At 67.9% G+C, this 21,959-nt stretch carries 15 protein-coding genes and 2 pseudogenes; 10 read left to right on the top strand and 7 right to left on the bottom strand.

Translation table 11 applies throughout. The features are described from left to right. Positions 1–68: 68 nt before the first annotated feature. A complete protein-coding gene (locus ACMGRF_RS17720; RefSeq protein WP_014648833.1) occupies positions 69–329 on the top strand; it encodes a YcgL domain-containing protein in 261 nt (86 codons plus the stop codon). Further along, a complete protein-coding gene (locus ACMGRF_RS17715; protein ID WP_414485441.1) occupies positions 322–3,660 on the top strand; it encodes an ankyrin repeat domain-containing protein in 3,339 nt (1,112 codons plus the stop codon). The genes ACMGRF_RS17720 and ACMGRF_RS17715 overlap by 8 nt, the downstream gene beginning before the upstream one ends. A gap of 134 nt (positions 3,661–3,794) precedes the next feature. Here the strand turns inward: ACMGRF_RS17715 and ACMGRF_RS17710 are convergent, their stop codons facing one another. Beyond that, on the bottom strand, positions 3,795–5,573 hold the full coding sequence (locus ACMGRF_RS17710; RefSeq protein WP_164283075.1) for a monovalent cation:proton antiporter-2 (CPA2) family protein: 1,779 nt from the start codon (positions 5,571–5,573) through the stop codon (positions 3,795–3,797). Between the two features lie 343 nt (positions 5,574–5,916). On the opposite strand from ACMGRF_RS17710, the gene mgtE reads away from it, so the two are divergent. Together mgtE and ACMGRF_RS17700 are read left to right on the top strand one after the other, a co-directional pair. Next, complete coding sequence (gene mgtE, locus ACMGRF_RS17705) at positions 5,917–7,287, top strand: magnesium transporter (RefSeq protein ID WP_049411514.1); 1,371 nt, start codon at positions 5,917–5,919, stop codon at positions 7,285–7,287. Between the two features lie 85 nt (positions 7,288–7,372). Continuing rightward, positions 7,373–10,093 (top strand): bifunctional acetate--CoA ligase family protein/GNAT family N-acetyltransferase, encoded by a 2,721-nt coding sequence (locus ACMGRF_RS17700; RefSeq protein ID WP_134709183.1) that lies wholly within the window; start codon positions 7,373–7,375, stop codon positions 10,091–10,093. A gap of 73 nt (positions 10,094–10,166) precedes the next feature. On the opposite strand, the pseudogene ACMGRF_RS17695 reads toward ACMGRF_RS17700, so the two are convergent. After that, a pseudogene (locus ACMGRF_RS17695) lies at positions 10,167–10,364 on the bottom strand (YbjQ family protein); the annotation flags it as partial. A 136-nt stretch (positions 10,365–10,500) separates the two neighbouring features. Between ACMGRF_RS17695 and ACMGRF_RS17690 the strand changes: the two are divergent. After that, on the top strand, positions 10,501–11,202 hold the full coding sequence (locus ACMGRF_RS17690) for an alpha/beta fold hydrolase (RefSeq protein ID WP_049411508.1): 702 nt from the start codon (positions 10,501–10,503) through the stop codon (positions 11,200–11,202). A gap of 76 nt (positions 11,203–11,278) precedes the next feature. Here ACMGRF_RS17690 and ACMGRF_RS17685 read toward each other — a convergent pair. Next, positions 11,279–11,941, bottom strand: a pseudogene (locus ACMGRF_RS17685) (YdcF family protein); the annotation flags it as partial. Here ACMGRF_RS17685 and ACMGRF_RS17680 point away from each other — a divergent pair. The 3 genes from ACMGRF_RS17680 (at position 11,882) to ACMGRF_RS17670 (ending at position 14,390) form a co-directional block, all read left to right on the top strand. Further along, entirely contained in the window at positions 11,882–12,148 is a 267-nt protein-coding gene (locus tag ACMGRF_RS17680; protein WP_180880151.1) for a hypothetical protein, read from the top strand. The pseudogene ACMGRF_RS17685 and the gene ACMGRF_RS17680 overlap by 60 nt on opposite strands. 180 nt (positions 12,149–12,328) lie before the next feature. Continuing rightward, positions 12,329–12,664 carry a hypothetical protein gene (locus ACMGRF_RS17675; protein ID WP_239666635.1) on the top strand — a complete coding sequence of 112 codons (336 nt, stop codon included), beginning with the start codon at positions 12,329–12,331 and terminating at the stop codon, positions 12,662–12,664. Further along, positions 12,657–14,390 (top strand): ATP-binding protein, encoded by a 1,734-nt coding sequence (locus tag ACMGRF_RS17670; RefSeq protein ID WP_099485717.1) that lies wholly within the window; start codon positions 12,657–12,659, stop codon positions 14,388–14,390. The genes ACMGRF_RS17675 and ACMGRF_RS17670 overlap by 8 nt, the downstream gene beginning before the upstream one ends. 62 nt (positions 14,391–14,452) lie before the next feature. Here ACMGRF_RS17670 and dkgB read toward each other — a convergent pair whose 3' ends face one another. Both dkgB and ACMGRF_RS17660 read right to left on the bottom strand, forming a co-directional pair. After that, positions 14,453–15,262: a 2,5-didehydrogluconate reductase DkgB gene (gene dkgB / locus ACMGRF_RS17665; protein WP_049435810.1), complete on the bottom strand. Its 810-nt coding sequence runs from the start codon at positions 15,260–15,262 to the stop codon at positions 14,453–14,455. Positions 15,263–15,507: 245 nt separating this feature from the next. Beyond that, a complete protein-coding gene (locus ACMGRF_RS17660) occupies positions 15,508–17,628 on the bottom strand; it encodes a methyl-accepting chemotaxis protein (protein ID WP_262256495.1) in 2,121 nt (706 codons plus the stop codon). A 183-nt stretch (positions 17,629–17,811) separates the two neighbouring features. Between ACMGRF_RS17660 and ACMGRF_RS17655 the strand changes: the two genes are divergently transcribed. Further along, positions 17,812–18,267, top strand: a complete 456-nt coding sequence (locus ACMGRF_RS17655; RefSeq protein ID WP_414485440.1) for an Rrf2 family transcriptional regulator — start codon at positions 17,812–17,814, stop codon at positions 18,265–18,267. Further along, entirely contained in the window at positions 18,257–19,162 is a 906-nt protein-coding gene (locus ACMGRF_RS17650) for an NAD(P)/FAD-dependent oxidoreductase (protein WP_414485439.1), read from the top strand. The genes ACMGRF_RS17655 and ACMGRF_RS17650 overlap by 11 nt, the downstream gene beginning before the upstream one ends. A gap of 95 nt (positions 19,163–19,257) precedes the next feature. On the opposite strand, the gene ACMGRF_RS17645 is transcribed toward ACMGRF_RS17650, so the two are convergent. After that, positions 19,258–20,478, bottom strand: coding sequence for an RtcB family protein (locus ACMGRF_RS17645; RefSeq protein ID WP_049413214.1), 1,221 nt, complete (start codon positions 20,476–20,478; stop codon positions 19,258–19,260). A 56-nt stretch (positions 20,479–20,534) separates the two neighbouring features. Then, on the bottom strand, positions 20,535–21,659 hold the full coding sequence (locus tag ACMGRF_RS17640) for a slipin family protein (protein WP_134709185.1): 1,125 nt from the start codon (positions 21,657–21,659) through the stop codon (positions 20,535–20,537). Between the last annotated feature and the right edge of the window lie 300 nt (positions 21,660–21,959).

Genomic DNA, 21,959 nt, shown 5'->3' with positions numbered 1-21,959 from the left:
TGACGGCTTTCCCCAGTGTCGGCTTTCCGACACAATCATGGCTCTTCCCGGGTTATCGTCCCGCGGACATGCACGCCTACGTCTATAAAAGCCAACTCAAGCCGGACACCTACGTCTACGTTCCCCGACGCGATGATTTCAGCGCGCTGCCCGCGCCGCTGCTCACCTCGCTGGGGACGCTCGCCTTCGTCCTGGAGGTGGCCCTGGATGCCCAGCGCCGCCTGGCGCAGGCTGACCCGGAAAAGGTCCGCAGCGAAATGAGCGAGCGCGGGTTCTACCTGCAGGTGCCGCCGTCGGTGGCCAGCCTGATGCCGCGCCACTATGACTGACGCCTCCCGTCCGCGCATTCTGTCAATTGCCTTCGCCGCGGGCGCGGTGCTGGCGCTGGGCGCCGCCGTGGGCGGCGTCCCGGGTGCCGTCCTTGCCGCACTGGCGCAGCCCGCGTTCGCGCTGGCGATATCGTGGTGGCGCCGCAGCCGCGCGCTGCGGCCGCTGAAGGTGGTCGCACGCCAGGACCTGCCGGCGCTGCTGGCATTGTGGGCAGCCGCCCCGCTGTTGCTGGCGCTGCTGCTGGCCTGGCCGCTCGCTGCGCTGCGTGACAGCGGCAGCCTGGCGGCAGTGCTTGGCCTGAGCGTACTGGTCAGTGCCGGTCTGCTGGCGGCCTGGCGCACCTGGCCCTTGTGGAACGATGTCGAACGCCTCGACGGCAGCCTGGCCCAGCACTGGCAGGCGCTGGCGGGGCGCGACCTGACTGCTTGGCGTGGCCTCGGCGTGGCCGCGCTGGTCATTGCGCTGGCCGCGCTGGTGGTGCTGCCGGCCTGGCCGGGCCTGTTGCCGGAAAGCGCGCGCTGGCCCGCCGCGCTGGCGGTCGTGCTGCTGTCGCCGGTGCTGCACCTGCTGCTGCAGCGGGTCGCGCCCGCGCCGCTGGTGTCGCTGCGCTCCAGCCCGTTGGCGGCGTCCAGCGCTGAACCCGAACCGATGTTCGCAGCGGCGGCCGAAACCGTGCCGCTGGAGGCGATGGCGCCGCAGGAACTGACACCGGCGCTGTATGAGGCCGCCCGCCAGGGCCGCATCGACCGGGGCCTGCAGCTGCTGCAGGCCGGTGCCGATCCGTATGCGCTGCCGGACCCGAACTGGCGTGACCAGCGCAGCCTGGCGGTGCTGGCCGCGGTGCTGCCGGACCTGCGCCTGCTGCGTGAACTGATTGCCCGCGGCGTCGATGTGAATGCGCCGCACCGGGGCATGACCCCGCTGCTGGCGGCGACCCGCGACAGCTGGCATGGCCGCCCCGAAGCGGTGATGACCCTGCTCGCCAATGGCGCCGACTCGCGTGCCACCGACAGTGATGGCAACACCCCGCTGCACCATGCCGCACGCAGTTCCGACCCAGGGGTGGCCGCGCTGCTGCGCGATGCCGCTGCCGAAGTCGATGCGCTGAACCGTGATGGCTGGTCGCCGCTGGCGGTGGCCTGCCAGGTGGGCAACTGGCGTCTGGCCCGCTTCCTGCTCGAACGCGGTGCACGCTGCGAACCGGCCGATGGCACCCCGGTGCTGCTGGCCGCCGCCGCCACCGAGGATGACGATCCGGCGGGTGTGCAGCTGCTGCTCAAGCACAAGGCACGGGCCGACGCCCGCGATCGCCAGCGCCGCAGTGCGTTGCATGAAGCGGCCCTGGCCGGCCATGTCGAGATCATCGGCGTGCTGCTCGGCGCGGGCGCCAATCTGGAAGCGCGCGATGCACTGGGGCGTACGCCGTGGCTGGAAGCGGCCCGTGCCGGTCGCGCAGCCGTGATCGAGCACCTGCTGCCGCACAAGCCGGACCTGGTTGCGGTGGACGGCGAAGGCCGCAATGCGGTGCAGCTGGCGGCGATGGCCGAGGATGTCTCGCCGCTGCTGATCAAGCGCCTGGTCGAACTGGGCATCGCGGCCGATGCCACCGATCCGGTCGGCCGCCGTGCGGTGGACTACGCCGCCGAAGCCGGCCGCTGGGCGATCGTAGCCCTGCTGGACCCGTCCTATCCGTTGCCGGCCGCGGTCAGTGATGGCCTGGCCGATCGTGGCGAAGCAGCCAGTGCCAGCGGCCTGCTGCCGGACCGTCCGCCACTGACCCTGCTGCGCGAGGCGCTGGGCTTCGGCAACACCGACGGCATGGCGGCACTGGCCAGGCTGTGCCAGCCGGAGGAACTGGGCGGGCTGCTGCTCGATCCGGAGTTGGCGCTGGAACCGCGTGCGGTGGACTGGCTGCTGGGCCACGGCGCCGATCCCTATGTGCGTGATGCCTGCTCCGATACGCCGATGTTCGCGCTGTTGTCGCGCGGCATCGATGCGGTGCCGGCGTTGCAGGTGATGCTGCAGCGTGGCCTGTCGCCGGCCGGCCGCGGCGGCCTGGCGCGCTTCCTTGCTGCCTGCGCACAGCACGACCAGGCCGCGCGTGGTCTGGAACAGCTGGCACTGGAACTGCTTGAGCGTGGCGCCGATCCGTTCGCCGCCTCGCCGGCGGGCGATCCGCCGCTGTCGCTGGCGGTGCGCCTGGGCTGGCTGCGGCTGCAGCAGGCCCTGCTCAAGGCCGGCGTTGATCGCGAAGCACGCGACAGCCACGGCATGACCGCACTGCACTTGGCCACCGCATTGGCCCGCGAAGGCGCGCTTAAGCTGCTGGTGCAGCATGGTGCCTCGCCGGAAGCACGTGCCGCCGACGGCCAGACACCGCTGGGCGTGGCGCTGTCGATCGGTCGCCGCGATCTGGCCGACTGGCTCGATTGGCGGGTGTGGCCGTTGCCGCGCCGCACCCTGCGCGAGGCCGATCTGCCGGCCGCCGCAATGGCCGGTGACGTCGATGCAGTGCGCCGCCTGATCGATCTGGGCTTCGCCGTCGACGCGGTCGACGCACAGGGCTGCACCGCGCTGCTGCGTGCTGCCGGTGGCGGCCACCTGGCGGTAACCGACCTGCTGCTGGCGCGCGGCGCCGATCCGCAGCACGCGGCGGCCAGTGGCGCGACGCCGCTGTCGGCGGCAGTCAGCATGCGCCAGGTGGACATCGTTTCGGCCCTGCTCGACGCTGGCGCCAAGCTGGAACACCGCCTGCCGGGTGGCGTGACGGTGCTGATGCTGGCCTCCGCGCTGGGCCTTCCGGACATCGTCGCGCGCCTGCTCACGGCGGGTGCCGACGTGCATGCCGGTGACGCGCAGCAGCTGGGTCCGCTGCACTGTGCCGCGCTGTACGGTTTCAGTGCCCGCGACCGCTCGCGCCTGCTGGCGCTGCTCGACACCCTGCTGCTGGCCGGTGCCGAACCGGACCAGGCCGCCGCTGGTTCGGTCACGCCGCTGCTGCTGCTGCTGGGCGCGCGCGCAGAGCCGGGTACCGCCTGCGACGAGCAGGTGGTGATGGCCGCAGTGGAGCGCCTGCTGGACGAGGACGTAAACCTGGACGTACGCGACCCGCGTGGCTTCGGCCCGTTGCATCTGGCCGCGCTGCATGGCCTGCCGCTGCTGGTGCAGCGCCTGCTGCGCGCCGGCGCCGATCCGGAAGCGCGCGACAGCCTCAACCGCAGCCCGCGCGAGATCGCGGTGATGCGTGGCTTCATCGACGTGGCCGGCGAGTTCGAGCCGCGCGTGCCGGGCGTTTCCTCGATGGCGCGGTTCCTGCGCGACAACGGCTGATCGCTGGAAAAGGGTAGTGCCGGCCGCTGGCCGGCTACCTCATGACATCTCCGGGATCACGGGATTGCCGGCCAGCGGCCGGCACTACCGGGTCCGCCATTGATCGGGTGGGTGCCGACCGTTGGTCGGCACACCTACTCGCCGTCCCTTTCCGCGTCGGCCTCGAACAGGTGCATCAGGTCGTTGCGCGCATCACGCGAGGTCTGGATCACCGCGGCCTCGTCGTCGTACACCAGGTACTGGTCACGCAGCAGCTGCTCATCATGCTCACGGAAGCGCTGCACATGGCGCTCGGCCACGTCCGGTGCCACGCCCAATGCGGTCAGCACGCGCCCGCTCATCTCCAGGCTGGTGCCGAACACTTCGCGGAACGGCTCGGCTGACATGTCCATCAGGCGCCATGCATGCTGGCGGTTGCGCGCTCGCGCCAGCACCTTCGCGTCCGGGTACAGCCGGCGCACCATGCGCACCGCGCGCAGGTTGGTCTCCGGGTCGTCCACGGTGATCACGAACACATCGATGTGCTCGCCGCCCGCCGCACGCAGCATCTCCGGCCGGGTCGGGTCACCGTAGTACAGCTGGTTGCCGAAGCGGCGCAGGTCGGCCACGGTATCCGGGTTCGCCTCCAGCGCCACGAACGGCACCTTCTGTGCGGTCAGCAGGCGTGCGATCACCTGGCCGAAGCGGCCCATGCCGGCGATCAGCACCTTCGGGCGGTTGTCCGGTGCCACCTTGTCGGCCTCGGCTGCCTCGCGCGGTGGGGCCTTCTCCTGGCCGAGCAGCTTGAGCAGCGCGATCATCAGCAGGGGCGTGATCGCCATCGACAGGCCGACGATCGCCACCAGCCGATCGTGATTGGCGTTGCCGAGCAGGTGCGCGCGCTGCGCTTCGTTGAACACCACGAAGGCGAACTCGCCCCCCAGCCACAGCACGCTGCCCAGCAGCAGCGACTGCCGCGGACTGAGGCTGGCGATGCGGCCAATCACGTACAGCAGGCTGAACTTGACCACCAGCAGGATCGCCACGCCGGCGGCGATCAGCCACGGCTCGGCGCCGATGCGGTCGAGATCGATGCCCATGCCCACCGCGATGAAGAACAGCCCCAGCAGCAGGCCCTTGAACGGCTCGATCTGCGCTTCCAGTTCGTGCCGGAACTCCGAATCGGACAGCAGCACGCCGGCCAGGAACGCGCCCAGGCTGGGGCTGAGGCCCGCTTCCTGCATGAACCAGGCAGTGCCCAGCACCACCAGCAGGGCGGTGGCGGTGAACACTTCCGGGCTGCGGGTGCGGGCGATGATGCTGAACACCTTGCGCAGCACCGGTCGCCCGCACAGGATCACCACGGCCAGCGCGCCGAGCGCCACGGCGGCGTCTTCCCAGCGCAGGGTCTCGTTCTTCGCCCCGCCCAGCAGCGGGATGGCCGCCAGCAGCGGGATCGCGATCAGGTCCTGGAACAGCAGGATGGCAAAACCCAGCCGGCCATGGTCGCTGTTGATCGCCTTGTGCTCGGACAGCAGCTGCAGGCCTACCGCGGTGGATGACAGCGCCAGCGCAACACCGACCACCAGCGCGCTCTTCCACTGGAAGTGGTCGAGCAGCAGCAGGCCGCCCAGCACCAGCCCGGACATCGCCACCTGCGCCGCGCCCGCGCCGAACACCGAGCGCCGCATCACCTTCAGGCGTGCCGGCGACAGCTCCAGGCCGATCACGAACAGCAGCATCACCACGCCGATCTCGGCGGCGCCGAGGATGCGGTCGGCGTCCTGCACGAAGCCCAGCCCGTCCGGGCCCAGCACCACGCCGGCCGCCAGGTAGCCCAGCACCGCGCCGAAGCCGAACTTCTTGAACACCGGCACGGCAATGACCGCCGCCAGCAGCAGCACCAGGGCCAGTTCCAGACCGCCGCTATGCATGGGAATACGTGGTCATCGGGGAAGCCCGCAGTGCGTCCGTTCGGGTGGGGAAAGCGTGGCGAGCGCCACCCGGCCATTATGCGCGCCGGTCTGTGTATGCACGAGAACAACCGGCCGGCCCGCGCCCGGCGCAGGGATGCCGGGTTGACCTGCATGGCCCACGGGTCCAGACTGCCCGCCGCTGGCGGCGCACCGCCGGCACGCGCATTCCGGAGTCCCCAACCCATGTCCAGCGACAGTAGAAGTCGACCTCGTTCGACGCCAGCGATGGCCACCGCCTGACATCGGGACGGTTTGCCTGCGTTGGCGTTGCGCGAGGTCGCATCCCCACAAGGCAAAACCGATGAACCAGAAGCAATTGCTGCGCCCGGTGGCCGATGCCGCCGCATTGGCCGCACCGCTGGCGAACTACAACACCGCCGATGCGGTGGAATTCCTCAACACACTGGAACTGGCCCGCGCCGCGGAAACGCTGGCCGCGCTGCCGTTGCCGCGTGCAGTGAAGATGCTGGAAGCGCCGGAGCTGCACCGCAGCGGTGAGCTGGTGGCCGCGCTGCCCCCGGCACGCGCCGCCGCCCTGCTCGGACTGATGGCTGACGACCGCGCCACCGACATCGTCCACGAGCTGGATGAGGAAGAACGCGCGCGGCTGATCCCGCTGCTGGGCACCGACGCCCGCCAGGCCATCCAGAAGCTGCTGAGCTATCCGCCGAACACCGCCGGCGCGCTGATGACCACCGAGTACGTGGCGGTGCCCGCCAGCTGGACCGTGGCGCAGACCCTGCAGCACATCCGCCAGGTCGAGCGCACCCGCGAGACGGTCTACGCGATCTACGTGCTGGAGCCGGCCAGCCAGCAGCTGCAGCAGGTGGTGACCATGCGCCGGCTGATCACCGGCCTGCCCGAGGAATCGATCCTGGACGTGGCCCAGGTCAATCCGCCGGTGACGGTGGACGCGCTGATGGACCAGGAAGAAGTCGCGCGTCTGATCCGCCGCCACGACCTGTTGGCGATTCCGGTGGTCGACGCGCAGCAGCAGATGCTCGGCATCGTCACCGTGGACGACGTGCTCGATGCGCTGATCGAGGAATCGACCGAGGACGCGCACAAGTTCGGTGGCATGGAAGCGCTGGACAAGCCCTACATGCAGATCGGCTTCTTCGAGATGCTGCGCAAGCGTGCCGGTTGGCTGAGCGTGCTGTTCCTGGGCGAGATGCTGACGGCCAGTGCGATGCAGCACTACGAGGACGAACTGGCGCGCGCGGTGGTGCTGACCCTGTTCATCCCGTTGATCATGAGCTCGGGCGGCAATTCGGGCTCGCAGGCCACCTCGCTGCTGATCCGCAGCCTGGCGCTGCGCGAACTGCGCCTGCGCGACTGGTGGAGGGTGGCGATCCGCGAGATCCCGACCGGCATGGTGCTGGGTGCCATCCTCGGCTGCCTGGCGATCGTGCGCATCGTGATCTGGCAGCTGGGTGGCCTGCATGACTACGGCGAGCACTGGATCCTGCTGGCGATCACCATCGGTGCCGCGCTGGTCGGCATCGTCACCTTCGGTTCGCTGTCCGGCTCGATGCTGCCCTTCGTCCTGAAGCGGCTCGGCTTCGACCCGGCCAGCGCCTCGGCCCCGTTCGTGGCCACCCTGGTGGATGTAACCGGCCTGGTGATCTACTTCAGCATCGCCGCGCTGATCCTGCACGGCACGCTGCTGTAACAAAAAAGGGGACGGAGGGGATCAAGTCGTTTGTGGCACAGACGACTTGATCCCCTCCGTCCCCTTTTTTGGGTACCGTAGGCGCATGAGTACCTACCACCTGCAGTCCGTATTCCGTCCGCAGTCGGTCGCGGTGATCGGCGGCAGTCCGCGTGAGCGTTCGGCCGGCCGCGCAGTGATGCGCAACCTGCGCGGAACCGGCTTCCCCGGCAAGGTGGCGTGGATCAACCCGCGGCACGCCGAGATCGATGGCATCCGCACGGTCAAGCGCTTGAAGGACCTGGACTGGGTGCCCGACCTGGTGGTGATCACCGCGCCGGCGGCGATCGTGCCGCAAGTGGTGCGTACAGCTGCAGAGCGTGGCGTGCAGGCGGCGATCATCCTCACCGCGCACCTGGGCGAAGGCCCGGGTTCGTTGTCCGCACAGGTAGAGGCGGTGGCGCGCAAGCATGGCCTGCGCATCCTCGGGCCGCATTGCCTGGGCGTCATCGCGCCGCACGCGCGACTCAATGCCAGCATCGCCGCGCACTTCCCGCAGGCCGGCGACCTCGCCCTGATCTCCGAATCCTCGGCCATTGCCGCCGCGCTGGTGGAGTGGGGCGTGGCGCGCTCGGTGGGCTTCTCCGCCGTGGTTTCGCTGGGCGACACGATGGACGTCGACTTCGGCGACCTGCTCGACTACTTCGCCACGGACTACCGCACCCGCGCCATCCTGCTGTATGTCGAGCAGATCAAGGACGCGCGCAAGTTCATGTCGGCCGCGCGTGCCGCCGCCCGCGCCAAGCCGGTGGTGGTGGTGAAGTCCGGTCGCGCCGAGCGCGTGCAGCCGGGCAGCCGTGATACCCATGTGCAGGCCCTGGCGCGTGCCGATGATGTGTACGGCGCGGCCTTCAATCGCGCCGGCCTGCTGCGCGTGGGTGCGCTGGACGAACTGTTCACTGCTGCCGAATCGCTGGGGCGGCTGGGCACCTTCCCCGGCCGCCGCCTGGCCATTCTCAGCAATGGCGGCGGTGTCGGCCGCCTGGCCGTGGACCAACTGATCGCGCTGCGTGGCACGCTGGCCACCCTTTCCGACAGCACGGTGGAGAAGCTCGATGCGGTGCTGCCGCAGGGCTGGTCGCGCAGCAATCCGGTGGACATCGTGGTCGACGCCGATGGTGAGCGCTATGCCACCGCCATCGAAGCACTGCTGGCCGACAACGAGAACGACGCGGTGTTGGTGGTCAACGTGCCAACCGCGTTCACCTCGTCCGCCGATGCGGCGCAGGCCCTCACCCGCACGCTCGGCCTGCGCCCGCGCCATCATCGCGACAAGCCGGTGTTCGCCGTATGGCTGGGCAACGACGACCAGGCCACCGCCACGCTCAACGCGGCACGGGTGCCGACCTATCCGACCGAGGCCGAAGCCGTACGTGGCTTCCAGCACCTGGTGCGCTACCGCGAAGCGCAGAACGCGTTGATGGAAACGCCGCCCAGCCTGCCGCAGGATTTCAGCGTCGACACGGCTACCGCGCGCGCACTGGTCGATGCCGCGCTGGCCAACGGCCAGCAGTGGCTGGACCCGCTGGCCACGCATGAGCTGCTCAAGGCCTACGGCATCCCCTCCGCGCCGGTGATGCACGCGCGCGATGCGCACGAGGCAATGGACCTTGCGCAGCCGCTGCTGGAGCGTGGCGCCAGCGTGGCGCTGAAGATCCTGTCACCGGACATCCCGCACAAATCGGAAGTGGACGGCGTGCGCCTGAACCTGTCCACGCTGCCGGCGGTGCAGAGCGCGGCCAACGCGATCCTGTCGCGTGCGCGCCAGCTGCGGCCGGATGCGCGCATCGATGGCCTGCTGGTGCAGCCGACCATCGTCCGCCCGAAGGCGCGCGAACTGATTGTCGGCATCGCCGATGACGCGACGTTCGGCCCGGTGATCGTGGTCGGTCGTGGCGGCACCGCGGTCGAAGTGATCAACGACAAGGCGCTGGCCCTGCCGCCGCTGGACCTGCGCCTGGCCCACGAGCTGATCGGACAGACCCGTGCTTCGCGCATCCTCAAGGCCTACGGCGATGTGCCCGCCGCCGACGAGCGCGCACTCGCGCTGGCGCTGGTCAAGCTGGCACAGCTGGCCGCCGACATTCCCGAAGTGCGCACGCTGGACATCAACCCGCTGCTGGTCGACGGCAAGGGCATCCTCGCCCTCGACGCGCGCGTGGCAGTGGCACCGTCGCGCATCCTGCACAAGGGCCGTGGCCATCCGCGCTTTTCGGTGTTCCCGTATCCGAAGGAGTGGGAGCGCACCATCGAACTGTCCGATGGCGGCCGCGCGTTCGTGCGTCCGGTGCGGCCGGAAGACGATGCGCTGTTCCGTGCGTTCTTCGCCCGTGTCAGCGACGAGGACCTGCGCCTGCGCTTCTTCCAGTCGGTGAAGCACTTCAGCCACGAGTTCATCGCGCGCCTGACCCAGCTCGACTACGCACGCTCGATCGCGCTGGTGGCGATCGAACCGCGCAGCGGCGAAATGCTTGGCGCGGTGCGCCTGCACGCCGATGCCGATTACCATCGCGGCGAGTACGGCATCCTGATCCGCTCGGACCTGAAGGGCCACGGCATCGGCTGGCGGCTGATGGCGATCATGATCGAGTACGCCAAGTGGCTGGGCCTGGACGTGGTCGAAGGCCAGGTGCTGCGCGAAAACAGCACCATGCTGGCGATGTGCCAGAGCCTGGGCTTCAAGACCAGGCTGGACCCGGATGACCCGACGGTAATGATGGTGACCCTGCCGGTGCAGCAGGTCGAGGTGCCCGAAACCCCATTGTAGAGCCGAGCCCACGCTCGGCTGCCTTGCATCTCACGGGCACGCCTGAGCGGAGCATGGGCTCGGCTCTACAGCTTCAACGCAGTGGTTCCACCACCACTGCCGTGCCGTAGCACAGCACTTCGGTCAGCCCGGTCATCACGTCGGTGGCGTCGTAGCGCATGCCGATGGTCGCGTTGGCACCCAGCCGCCGTGCGTGCTTGACCCTGCTGCGCCAGGTTTTCTCGCGGGCCTGTTCGCACAGCGCGGTGTAGATGGTGATGGTGTCGCCGAAGAGCGCCTCCGCCGCTGCGTTCTGTAGCGTCGAGCCATGCCCCACTGGCTGTGCAGCCGTCGAACGTGGCTCGACGCTACAATCCAACCCCCGTTGCGGCATGGCTCCGTCACCGTGATGGCGCGACAATACCCCCATGACCGACCGTACTCCCCTGCTGTTGCTGCCCGGCCTGCTCAACGACGCCGAGCTGTGGCGCGCACAGTTGGCTGATCTTGCCGACATTGCCGATTGCACCGTAGGCGACCAGACCCGTGGCGAGACCCTGCAGGCGGTGGCCGAGGACGTGCTGGCGCAGGCGCCGGAACGCTTTGCGTTGGCTGGATTCTCGCTGGGCGGTTTCGTCGCCCAGCAGATCCTGCGCATCGCGCCGGAGCGGGTCCTGCAGCTGGCGCTGATCGATACCTCGATCCACGCTGACTCACCGGAACGTGCCGAACAGCGCCGCAGCCAGCGCGCCAGCGTGCGCCTGCCCGGCAAGTTCCATGGTTTCGGTGATGTGCTGATGCGCAGCTACATCGATGCGTCGCGGCTGGATGATTACGTGCTGGTGCAACGTGTGCGTGACATGACCGCCCGCCTGGGCGCGGAAGTGTTCCTGCGCCAGAGCGCACTGGAACGCCGCGATGGCCATGATGTGCTGGCTGGTTACCGCGATCCGCTGCTGATCGTCTGCGGTGCGAACGACCGCATTACGCCACTCGCGGTGAGCGAGGAAATGCACGCGATGGTGCCGCACTCGCAGCTGGTGGTGGTGCCTGATTGCGGGCACCTGGCACCGATGGAGAAACCGGACGAAGTGAGTGCGGCAATGCGTGGGTGGTTGCTGCAGGCGTGACACGGTCCAGCTTGATGGATTCTTCGTTCCAACCCATGCCGTTGTAAACGTGGTAGCGCAGGACGCCGATGTACTCGTGCAGCATCACTTCGATCAGCAGCAGGTTGTATGCAGAGGGAAGCCACCCCGGCGAGGCGCGGAGGCGATCACTGGGCAAGCCCTCGGCCACGACACCGAAGTGCCGGAAGTAGATCAGACTGCGCCTTAGGTGCAGGCCAGAGGTCACCAGCACTACCCGGACACTGTCGCGCTGGATCATTCGGCTGCTGTTCCTAGCGTTCTGCCAGGTGTTCACGCTGGCGTGCTCGCGCACAATGTGTTCCGCAGGTACGCCCAGCGCAATCAGTTCACGCGCGTAGACGTTGGCTTCTGGGGCATTATCCGGCGCAGCAGCGCCTCCGCTGACCAGCACCACGCAGGCTTCACCGATGCGTTCGCAGGCGAGGTAGCGCTGCGTTGCGGCCATCAACCGGCTATAGCCAGCCAGGCCGGGCCTGGAGCCGTGAGCGTCCTGATCGATGCCAGCGCCTAGAACGACAATCGCCGTGCGTGGATGGTGCGCTGTTGCAGTCCTTGGCGGCGCATCCTGTGCCAGGTCCAGCAGCCGTTGCGTGATGGGCGCGCTCGCGCTGGCCAAGATGGCCAGTGGCGCTACGGCGAGCAGGGCGCCGCTACGCACGTGTCGCTTTCGAACCAAAACCGCACACGACAGCAGCAGAAAGAGTGCCAGGGCGAGCATGACGAACCTCAGGAAGATTTGAAAGGAATCCGATGGCGTTACGCGATCGTTGCTTCCATGCTGGATGCCATGGATCTGAAGCGAATGTCACTCCCGGTCAGATGTGTTGCCATCGTGGGCGCCATCCTGCTCGCGGCCGCTGCCGGGCATCTGCTGGGTAGCACGTTTCCGCAGCTGTTCCTGCAGATCCATCAACGGATGCAGTAGGCCATACGCTCCGCACGCTGTCGCTTCAGGCCTCTGTTTGGGCGTCGCGGAACGCGCAAATGCATCTCTTCAGGTGTTGAATGCGACAAGCAGAGGAGAGCAATGCGGCGCTTGAACTCAACGCAAGGCGTAGAGCCGCGGCAACGTCCCGCAGACGGACCTGAGCTCGGGCAGCGATCGATGCTCAGCCTGATTGCAGCGACCGCGCCAGACCAGTTTCCATCGTTTGCCGTTGCCCTGGACGAGGCGATATCGCGCTGGATGAGCGCTGCGGAGAGTGAATCCCCGGGTTGCCTGGAACAGGAGCTTTCGCGCATGCATGCCCTGAAAAGTGTGACCTCGGCGTTGGGCAGCTGCAGGATTGCCGATGCCTGCGAAGATCTGGCTGATGCTCTCCGCTCCGGCGAAGCAATCGGCAGCGTGCGGCTGCGCGGCTGTGCGCTGGCAATCTCGGCAAAGCGCCTTCTGGGACGCACGACGGGTCAATCACTGACCGGGGGACGCTCACATGCATGATCCGTACACGCCCTCTCCAATGTCGTCCCCGGCAGCGCTGCTGCATGCTGCGCGCGTGCTGGAAATGCATCGTCTGGCTCTACTGCTGTCATGCTTCCAGGAGCCGCGCGCCAGTGGGTTCCGGGTGCTGTTGCAGGCGCTCGCGGTGCTGTGGTGCTGGCTCTGGATCGAGGGCCCTCAGCCTGTTCTGGCCGATGAGGCAGCGCGGGTGCTGCCTGCAGCCGTTGCGCTTCTGGCGGTCTCTGTAGCGTGGGCACTCTTTGTAAACCTTCGCAGGGCGCGTCACGACAGGTGGTACGACGTGGCGGGTCTCCTGCTCAGTCTGGCGATGGTGACCATCCAGGTGCACGCGGCCTTCATCCTGTTGATGGCGCTCAATGCAATCCTGCCGTTCCTCGTCATCGCCGCGACGGTGGCTTACGGACGCAAGGCCATGGCGCCGGCAATCGCGGTAACGGCCGTGGCGCTGCTGTGGGCAGCCCCCGAAGGCTACTGGTTCTCGCGGCCCGCCTATCTGGCCTATGCGCTGGCGCTGACCATCCTGTTGCCGCTGGTCGTGGCGTCACTGGTGGCAGCGATGCGCGAAATCGCGTTGCGTGCCATCGCGTCGCGTGAAGCGCAAGGGCGATTCGTCGGCACCATGAGTCATGAGCTTCGCACGCCGCTCAATGCGATCATCAGCGGCATCCAGCTTCTGGAGGTCAGTACGGCGAGTGCTGGCCAGCGACACGCACTGGCCACCGTTGCAGGGCAGGCCCAGGCGCTCCGACATCGCATCGATGATGTACTTGATGTTGCCAGCATCGATGGTGGCAAGCTGAAACTGCGGCCACACCCTTGTTCGCTGCGTTCCATCATTGAGGCGGCGCGGGCGAACTGCATGCCTGCGGCTGCAGACAAAGGCGTGGTAGTGCAGGTGGATGTTGGCAGAGCAGACGTATGGCTGTTGGCAGATGGCGGTCGCATCGAACAGGTGGTGACCAATCTTCTCTGCAATGCCATCAAGTTCAGTCCCATGGCGGGCGAGGCGAGGGTCTCGGTTGGCGCCGTTCGATCGGTGGATGACTGGCAGGTGCGGATCTCGGTCTGCGACTCCGGGACGGGCATCGACGAAGCGCAGAGAGGCATGATTTTCTCGCCTTTCGTGCAGGTCAGTCAGGGCGAAGCACGTTGCGAACAGGGCGTCGGCCTCGGGCTGTACATCGTTCGGTTGATTTCCGATGCCATGGGCGGAACGATCAGCGTCGGCCGCAGCGACGCCGGCGGCGCTTCATTCGTTTGGTGCTTCGCTGCTGCCGTGAGCGATGCGGCTGAGCCGCTTCCTTCCCTGGATGAGCTTTTCCAGTCGCACGCGGCGGTGGTTCGTCCGCTCCACTGCCTGCTGTTCGAAGACGTGGAGACCAACCGCGAGGTGGTGCAGCACCTGCTGCAGTGTGCAGGCCATCGCCTCAGCTTCCGGCAAGATGGCCACGATGCTCAGGCCGTCATCAAGACGCTGGCGCCCGACGTAGTTCTGCTGGATCTGCACATGCCAGGTTGCAGTGGATGGGACGTACTGGAGGCGCTGGTCAGGGACCCTGCGGCGCCTCCCGTTCTGGTAATGAGCGCAGACACCCGGTTAGAGGTAATTGACAGGGCGCAGGCGCTGGGCGCGGCTGGTTTTCTGTGCAAGCCACTGGACATCGAGAGCGTCCTGGACATGTTGCGCGGTGTTGCCGAGCGCTGACCGTCCGGCAGGTGCCGACCAAGGTCGGCACCTGCCGATTCCGATCCGTAGCCGCGGTGGAATCAATCCCAGGCGGGTGCAATCCCTTCCGGGTTGGCCAGGCGATGGCCGCGGTCGAGCTTGGCGATCTGTGCCATGTCTTCGTCGGTCAGGCGGACCGCGGCCGCTTCCAGGTTGCTCGCCAGGTTCTCGCGCTTGGTCGAGGACGGAATCACCGAGAAACCCTGCTGCAGTGCCCAGGCCAGCGCGACCTGCGCCGGCGTGGCCTGGTGGCGGCCGGCAATGGCCTGGATCACCGGGTCCTTGATCACCTCGCCATAGGCCAGGCTCATGTAGGCGGTGATGTGGATGCCGTTGTCCTGCAGGAACTTCACCAGCAGGCGGTTCTGCAGGTACGGGTGGATCTCGATCTGGTTGGTGGCGATCGCATCAGCGCCAAGGATCTCGATCGCCTTGCGGGTCTGCGCGATGGTGAAGTTGGAGATGCCGATTTCCGTCGTCAGGCCCTGTGCCTTGGCCTCGGCCAGTGCGGTCAGGTACTCCTCCATCGGCACGTCGACCTTGTCGTTCGGCGATGGCCAGTGGATCAGTGCCAGGTCGACATGGTCGGTGCGCAGCTTTTCCAGGCTGGTACGCAGGCTGGCCAGCAGCGCTTCGCGCCTGAACGCGGTGATCCAGACCTTGGTGGTCAAGTAGATCTGATCGCGCGGCACGCCGGAATCGGCGATGGCCTGGCCGACCTCGGCTTCGTTGCCGTAGATCTGCGCGGTATCAATCGCGCGGTAGCCGACCGCCAGCGCGTTGCGCACGGAGTCGATCACGGTCTGGTCTTTCAGGCGGAAGGTGCCGAGACCGAAGGCGGGGACAGTCATGGGGGCTCCAGCAGAGGGGGAGGGAGGCGGGAATGTCCACGAAAGGGTAGGCCAGCGGCCGTGTGCATGCCGGCAACGGTGCATTGCATCGACGTGTACGACGGCAGGTGGTGGTGGGTGCGGACCGTTGGTCCGCACTGTTCATGCCACCACCCATGCAGCGTTGGACGCTGCCGGCCAGTGGCCGGCACTCCTCCTGTCTGCGCTCCACGGTAGTGCCGGCCGCTGGCCGGCAACCGGATCAATCAAGCCGCGCGTGCCAGCCCGCCCTTCGCCGCCGCCGTGGCCGACAGGTCGAACACATCCACCGCATCGATCAACCGGTTCGCCTGCTGTTCCAGGCTGCGCGCCGCGGCGCTGGCTTCTTCCACCAGCGCGGCGTTCTGCTGGGTGGTGCCGTCCATCTGGATCACCGTCTGGCTGACCTGTTCGATGCCTGCGCTCTGCTCCTGCGACGCCGCAGAGATCTCGGCCATGATGTCGGTCACGCGCTGCACCGAGGCGACGATCTCGGCCATGGTGTCACCGGCCTCGCGCACGCGCTGCGCACCCTCACCGACCTGTTCCACCGACGCCTCGATCAGTGACTTGATCTCCTTCGCGGCCGCCGCCGAGCGCTGCGCCAGCGTGCGCACTTCGCTGGCGACCACCGCGAAGCCGCGGCCCTGTTCTCCGGCGCGTGCCGCTTCCACCGCAGCATTCAGCGCCAGGATGTTGGTCTGGAACGCGATGCCATCGATGACGCTGATGATCTCGGCGATCTGCCGCGACGAGGTCTCGATCGCGCCCATGGTCGCCACCACCTGGCCGACCACGCTGCCACCGTGCGAGGCGACCGTATGTGCGCCGATCGCCAGCTGGTTGGCCTGGCGCGCATGTTCGGCGTTCTGGCGCACGGTGGAGGTCAGCTCCTCCATCGATGCCGCCGTCTCCTCCAGGTTGGCGGCCTGCTGCTCGGTGCGGCGCGACAGGTCATTGTTGCCGGCGGCGATCTCTGCGGCAGCGGTATGGATGTTGCCGGAGGCATGCTTGATGTCGGTGACGATGGTTGCCAGCTGCGCGGCAGTGGTGTTGGCATCGCCGGCGATGCGCGCGAACACGCCCTGGAAATCACCGTGCATGCGCGCGCCGAGGCGGCCGCCGGCGATGGCACGCAGCATGCTGGAGACCTCGCCCAGGTTCAGCTCGGTAGTCTGCATCAGGCGGTTGAGGCCCTCGACCATCGCATGGAAATCATGCTCGAAGCGCGCACTGTCGCCGCGCTGGCTGAAGTCACCGGCGGCCGCCGCTTCGGCCAGGCGGCGGATTTCGCCGTTGATCGCACCGAGGTTGTGCTTGACCGCATCCAGCGCTTCGGTGATCACTGCCTTCTCGCCGGGCAGGCGTTCCATGTCCTGGCTGAGGTCGCCGACGGCGTAGCGGCCCATGATCGAGATCGCGCGCATCTTCACCCGGATGTGCGCGTCGACCAGCGTGTTGCAGTCGGCCACCATGGTGCCGAACGCGCCGGGGAAGGCAGCGGCGTCCATGCGATGGCTGATGGTGCCGGCCTCGTGCGCCTGGGCCATCGCGGCCTGCGCATCCAGCACGCCGCGCAGCGTGGACTGCAACGCTTGCATCGCCTGCGCGAGGCGTCCGATCTCGTCGCGGCTGCGTACCTGCACCACGTGCTGCAGGTCGCCGGCAGCCACTGCGCGCGCAGCGGCTTCCACCGCCAGTACCGGCTGCACCACGGCGCGCCGCAGCCACCAGGCCAGGCCGATCAGCAACAGCACGGCGGCCAGCACCGTCAGTGACGCGCACAGCAGCAGGGTCTGCCGCGCCTGCTGCGAACGTGCCGCCAGCGCCGCTTCGGCCACCTGCGTGGCATGCGCGCTCAATGCATCCAGAGCGGTCGCCACCGCGCGATCCTTGCCGCGCACCAGGTTGTCGCCGGCGGCCGGATCGTAGCCGGCCGCGGCAAATGCCTGCAGCGCCGCGTGATAGTCCTGCTGCAGCTGCGCGTGCAGGCCAACGAACGCCTGCGCCAGTTCACGCGTGCGCGCGTCCGGGCTGGTCACCAGGCCCTTGGCCAGCCGTTCGACCAGGCGGCCTTCGTTGTCGAAAGCGTCCAGGTGGCGCTGACGCAACGCGTCGTCGTGGCCACGCAGCAGCACGTTCTTCCATTCCTGCACCTGGCCGCGGAACTCACGCTGCAGGCGTTCGGCGTCGCGGCTGTGCGCGACTTCGGGTGGAACCTCGGTGGACAACTTGAACCAGGCGGAGGCCAGGCCAGCCAGCGCGCACAGCAGGACCACGGTCAAGCCAACAGAGACCGCGCCGAGCAGCTTGGACTGCAGGCGCGGAGCACGGACAGACGCATTCATCGGGAAGCACTCTCGGGAAGGGGCAATGCGGTATCGACCTGCCAAGCTCCCGCTGAAGTGCGACGAACATCACATTAGCGTTTCGTTTAGTGATGTGAAGGAAGTGTTTCATAGGACAAATGTGTCCATATGGAACGAATACGGACCCTGGACAGGGGATATAAATGTAACTACTGTAGTTACATGAAATCCGCGAACCCGCTCTCTGACGCCCTGCACGTGATGGCGCACCTGGTCGGCCAGGATGGCCCGCGCACCTCCGAGCAGCTGGCGTCCTGCCTGCCGACCCATCCGGTGGTGATCCGCCGTCTGCTGGCGCAGCTGCACAAGGCCGGCCTGGTACGCAGCACCCGCGGCCATGGGGGGGGCAGCCAGCTGGCCCGTGCTGCCGCAGCCATCACCCTGCATGACGTCTACCTGGCGGTGGGCGCACCGTCGCTGGTACAGGTAGGCACCCGCGATTCCGGCGGTGGCTGCCCGATCCAGCAGCTGGTCAACAGCGCCCTGCTGGAGGGTGCACGCGAAGCACAGCACCTGCTCGAACAGCGCCTGCGGGCGGCCACGCTGGACAAGCTCGGCGCCGACTTCGCCCGCCATCTCGCCCATCACCGTTCCCTGGAAGGTCACCATGAATCCTGATGTGCTCATCGTCGGCGGCAGCTATGCCGGCATTGCCGCCGGCCTGATCCTGGCCCGTGCCCGCCGCCCGGTCACCGTCATCGACGCCGGTTCACCACGCAACCGCTTCGCCAGCCATTCGCACGGGGTGCTGGGGCTGGATGGCATCAGCGGCGCCGAGCTGCTGAAGACCGCGCGCCAGCAGCTGCTGGCTTACCCCAGCGTGCGCTGGGTGCATGCCGAGGCCGTGCAGGCCAACGCCAGCGCAGAGGGCGTGGAAGTACGTACCGCCGATGGCCAGGTGCTGGCCGCGCGCAAGCTGCTGCTGGCCAGCGGTATCGCCGACCAGCTGCCGGAACTGCCCGGGCTGGCCGAGCGCTGGGGCAGCACCGTGCTGCACTGCCCCTACTGCCATGGTTACGAAGTGGGGGGCGGCGCCATCGGCCTGCTTGGCGGCCATCCGATGTCCGCCGGCAAGGCGCCGCTGTTTGCCGACTGGGGCAATGTCACCTTCTTCAGCCAGGGCCTGCCGATCACCGATGAGGAACGGGCTGCCATGCAGCAGCGCGGCGTGCAGATCGAGACGTCGCCGGTGCTGGGCGTGCAGGGCGACCAGCCGACCTGGCTGGAAGTGGAGCTGGCCGATGGCCGCCGCATCGCCCAGCGGGCGCTGTTCGTGCCGGCCACCCAGGTGATGGCCACGCCGCTGGTGCAGCAGCTGGGCTGCACATTGGCCGAGAGCCCGCTGGGCGAGTTGATCGAGGTCGACATGATGAAGCAGACCTCGGTACCGAACGTGTATGCCGCAGGCGATGCGACGACGGTCGGCAACATCACCCTGGCCATGGCCGAAGGCGTGCGCGCGGGCATCGGCGTGCACCACGCGCTGGTGGCCGAAGACAGCGTGCCGCGCTGAATGTGCCGGGTTCAGATCCCTTTCGCAGAAAGGGATCTGACCCCCGACGCGACGTGCTGCTCTGGTAGAGGCCGGCCTTGGCCGGCACCGCTCCGTTACCCCTTCACGCACAACACCTGGCGCAGGGTGTGCACCACGTCGACCAGGTCCAGCTGCGCGGCCATCACATCGTCGATCGACTTGTACGCGGCCGGTGACTCGTCCAGCACGCCGCTGTCCTTGCGGCATTCCACGTGCGCGGTGGCCTCGCGATGCTGGGCCAGCGTGATCTGCTGGCGCGCGGCGCCACGGCTCATCACCCGGCCGGCACCGTGGCTGCAGCTGTGGAAGCTGTCCGCGTTGCCCTTGCCACGCACGATGTAGCTGCGCGTGCCCATGCTGCCGGGAATGATGCCCAGCTCACCCTCGCGGGCGCTGACGGCCCCCTTCCGGGTCACCAGCAGCTCCTGCCCGTGGTGCGTTTCCTTCTGTACGTAGTTGTGGTGGCAGTTCACCGCCATTGCCGCCAGCTGGAACTTCGGCAGCCGGTGGCGCATCTCGGCCAGCACGCGCGACATCATCGCCTCGCGGTTCTGCCGGGCGTAGTCCTGCGCCCACGACACGGCTTCGACGTAGTCATCGAACAGCGGCTCGCCTTCCATGAAGAACGCCAGGTCCTTGTCCGGCAAGTGGAAGCCCAGCACACGCCGGGCCAGTTCCTCGCGCGCCTTCTCGATGAAGTAGGTACCGATCAGGTTGCCGGTGCCGCGCGACCCGCTGTGCAGCATCACCCACACCGTGTCGGTCTCGTCCAGGCACAGTTCGATGAAGTGGTTGCCGCCACCCAGCGTCCCCAGCTGGCGGTCGAGCTTGTCGGTGCGGATCCGGCGGTGCCTGTCCTTGATCTTCTCCAGGCCGGCGGCCAGCCCGGACTGCACCAGCCGGGTATGGATGCTGTCGGGCATGCGCTGATGTTCGCCGCCGCGCCCATTGCCGACCGGGATGCTGCGCTCGATGCTGTTGCGCAGCTGCCGGAGGTCGTCGGGCAGGTCATTGGCGCGCAGCGTGGTGCGCACCGCCGCCATGCCGCAGCCGATGTCGACGCCGACCGCGGCCGGGATGATCGCACCGCGGGTCGGGATCACCGAGCCCACGGTCGCGCCCTTGCCCAGGTGCACGTCCGGCATCACGGCCACCCACGGCCCGACGAACGGGATCGCCGCGATGTTGCGCAGCTGCTCATGCGCCTGCGCTTCCAGCGGCACACCGTTGACCCAGCCCTTGATCGGCGTGGTGCCCTCGGCATGCAGCCATTGATAGTTGTGTTGAGTGTCCATGTCTTCGTGTTTGTCCTTGATGGGCCGGCGGCGCGTCCCTGCACCGCCGCTACCCCCTACCTGATCGTCACCAGCTGCTTCAGCACGCCATCCAGGCCGCCGAACACGGTGAGCTTGTCGATCTTCTCGGTGACCTTCTCCAGTGCCTCCAGCTCCTTCAAGCGCATCAGCACCGGGTTGTCCTCGATCAGCTTTGCGGTGTTGAGCTGCGATCGCGTGGCGTTGGCCTCCTCGCGGCGACGGATCACGCTGGCCTGGGCCTGCTTCTCGGCCAGCACCACGCCGTTGAGGATCTCCTTCATCTCGCCCGGCAGGATCACGTCCTTGATGCCCACGCCAAGCAGACGTACACCGTGGCCCTCGATCGCGGCCTGCACATGGGCGGCGATCTCACCGTCCAGTGCTGCCTTGTCACCCAGCAGCTCGTCCAGGCTGCGCGCGGCAATCGCCTGGCGCAGGCCGAACTGCAGCTGCCGGTAGACGAACTCATCGGCATTGCTGAGCGTGCGGTGTGCACGCACCGGGTCGACCACCTGCACGGTCGCGGCCAGGTTCACCCGCAGGGTCACCTTGTCGCGGCTGAGCAGCTCCTGGCCGGATACGTCCAGCGACCGCGCACGCAGCTCCACACGCTCCACCGACACGTTGCCGTTGAAGTTCCAGAACGCGTGCAGGCCGGCGTCCAGCGTCTGCCGTAGCGTGCCATCGATGAACAGCAGGCCCACCGACTCGCTCGGCACGCTGCTGATCACCGCCACACGCGGCAGCACGCCCAACTGGCCCAGGCGCTGCTGCACGTCCGCCGGAATGCGCGGCTCGTCACCCAGCGCCATCACGCGCACCTGGGTGTCGACCGAACCGCGCCAGTACAGGCGACGGCTGCCCGGCGGCAGCACTTCATCGATGCGGCCATTGCGCAGCACCAGACCGACCTCGCCGGCACCGACGTTGGCCAGCACGAAGTGCGTGTCCAGCTGTGCGCCCAGCGCTTCGATCAGGCTGTCCTGGTCGCTGCCGGTATAGGCCGCGCCCTTCGATGCAGTGTGGATGTCCACCTGCGGGCGGCCGCCGAACGGCGACAGGCGGTGCACGCCCGGCAGCAGGATCTGCTGGAAACGACGGTTGCGATACACCAGGCCGCGCTCGCCGTCGCCGATCACGACCTTGATGGTCCAGAACATGGGAGTCTCTCCTTGTATGGCTCTGGTGGTTCGACCCGATGGAATGAATGCCATGACCCGGGTCGATCAGGTCGTGGCAGGGCCGGCTGCACATCACGCGCAGCCGGCGGAAGAGGGCGGCCATCGGCGGACGGTCCGCGCGCGGAGCCTGCGGTGCGTCATCACCCTTGCGGCCATCGCTGCCGGCAGACAGCACCGGAGCAGCGTGGGGCAGGTAGTGGTGACAGGCCGAGGCCCGGCGTGCGGTCCGTTGCCTTCCACGCCCCCGCCCGAAGGCAGTGACCGTGGACGGCGACGATG

Source organism: Stenotrophomonas sp. EMP41 (assembly GCF_047495535.1).
Taxonomy (GTDB): Bacteria; Pseudomonadota; Gammaproteobacteria; order Xanthomonadales; family Xanthomonadaceae; genus Stenotrophomonas; species Stenotrophomonas sepilia.
Note: the sequence above shows the minus strand (reverse complement) of the source record. Positions and strands in the feature narration are given on the sequence as shown.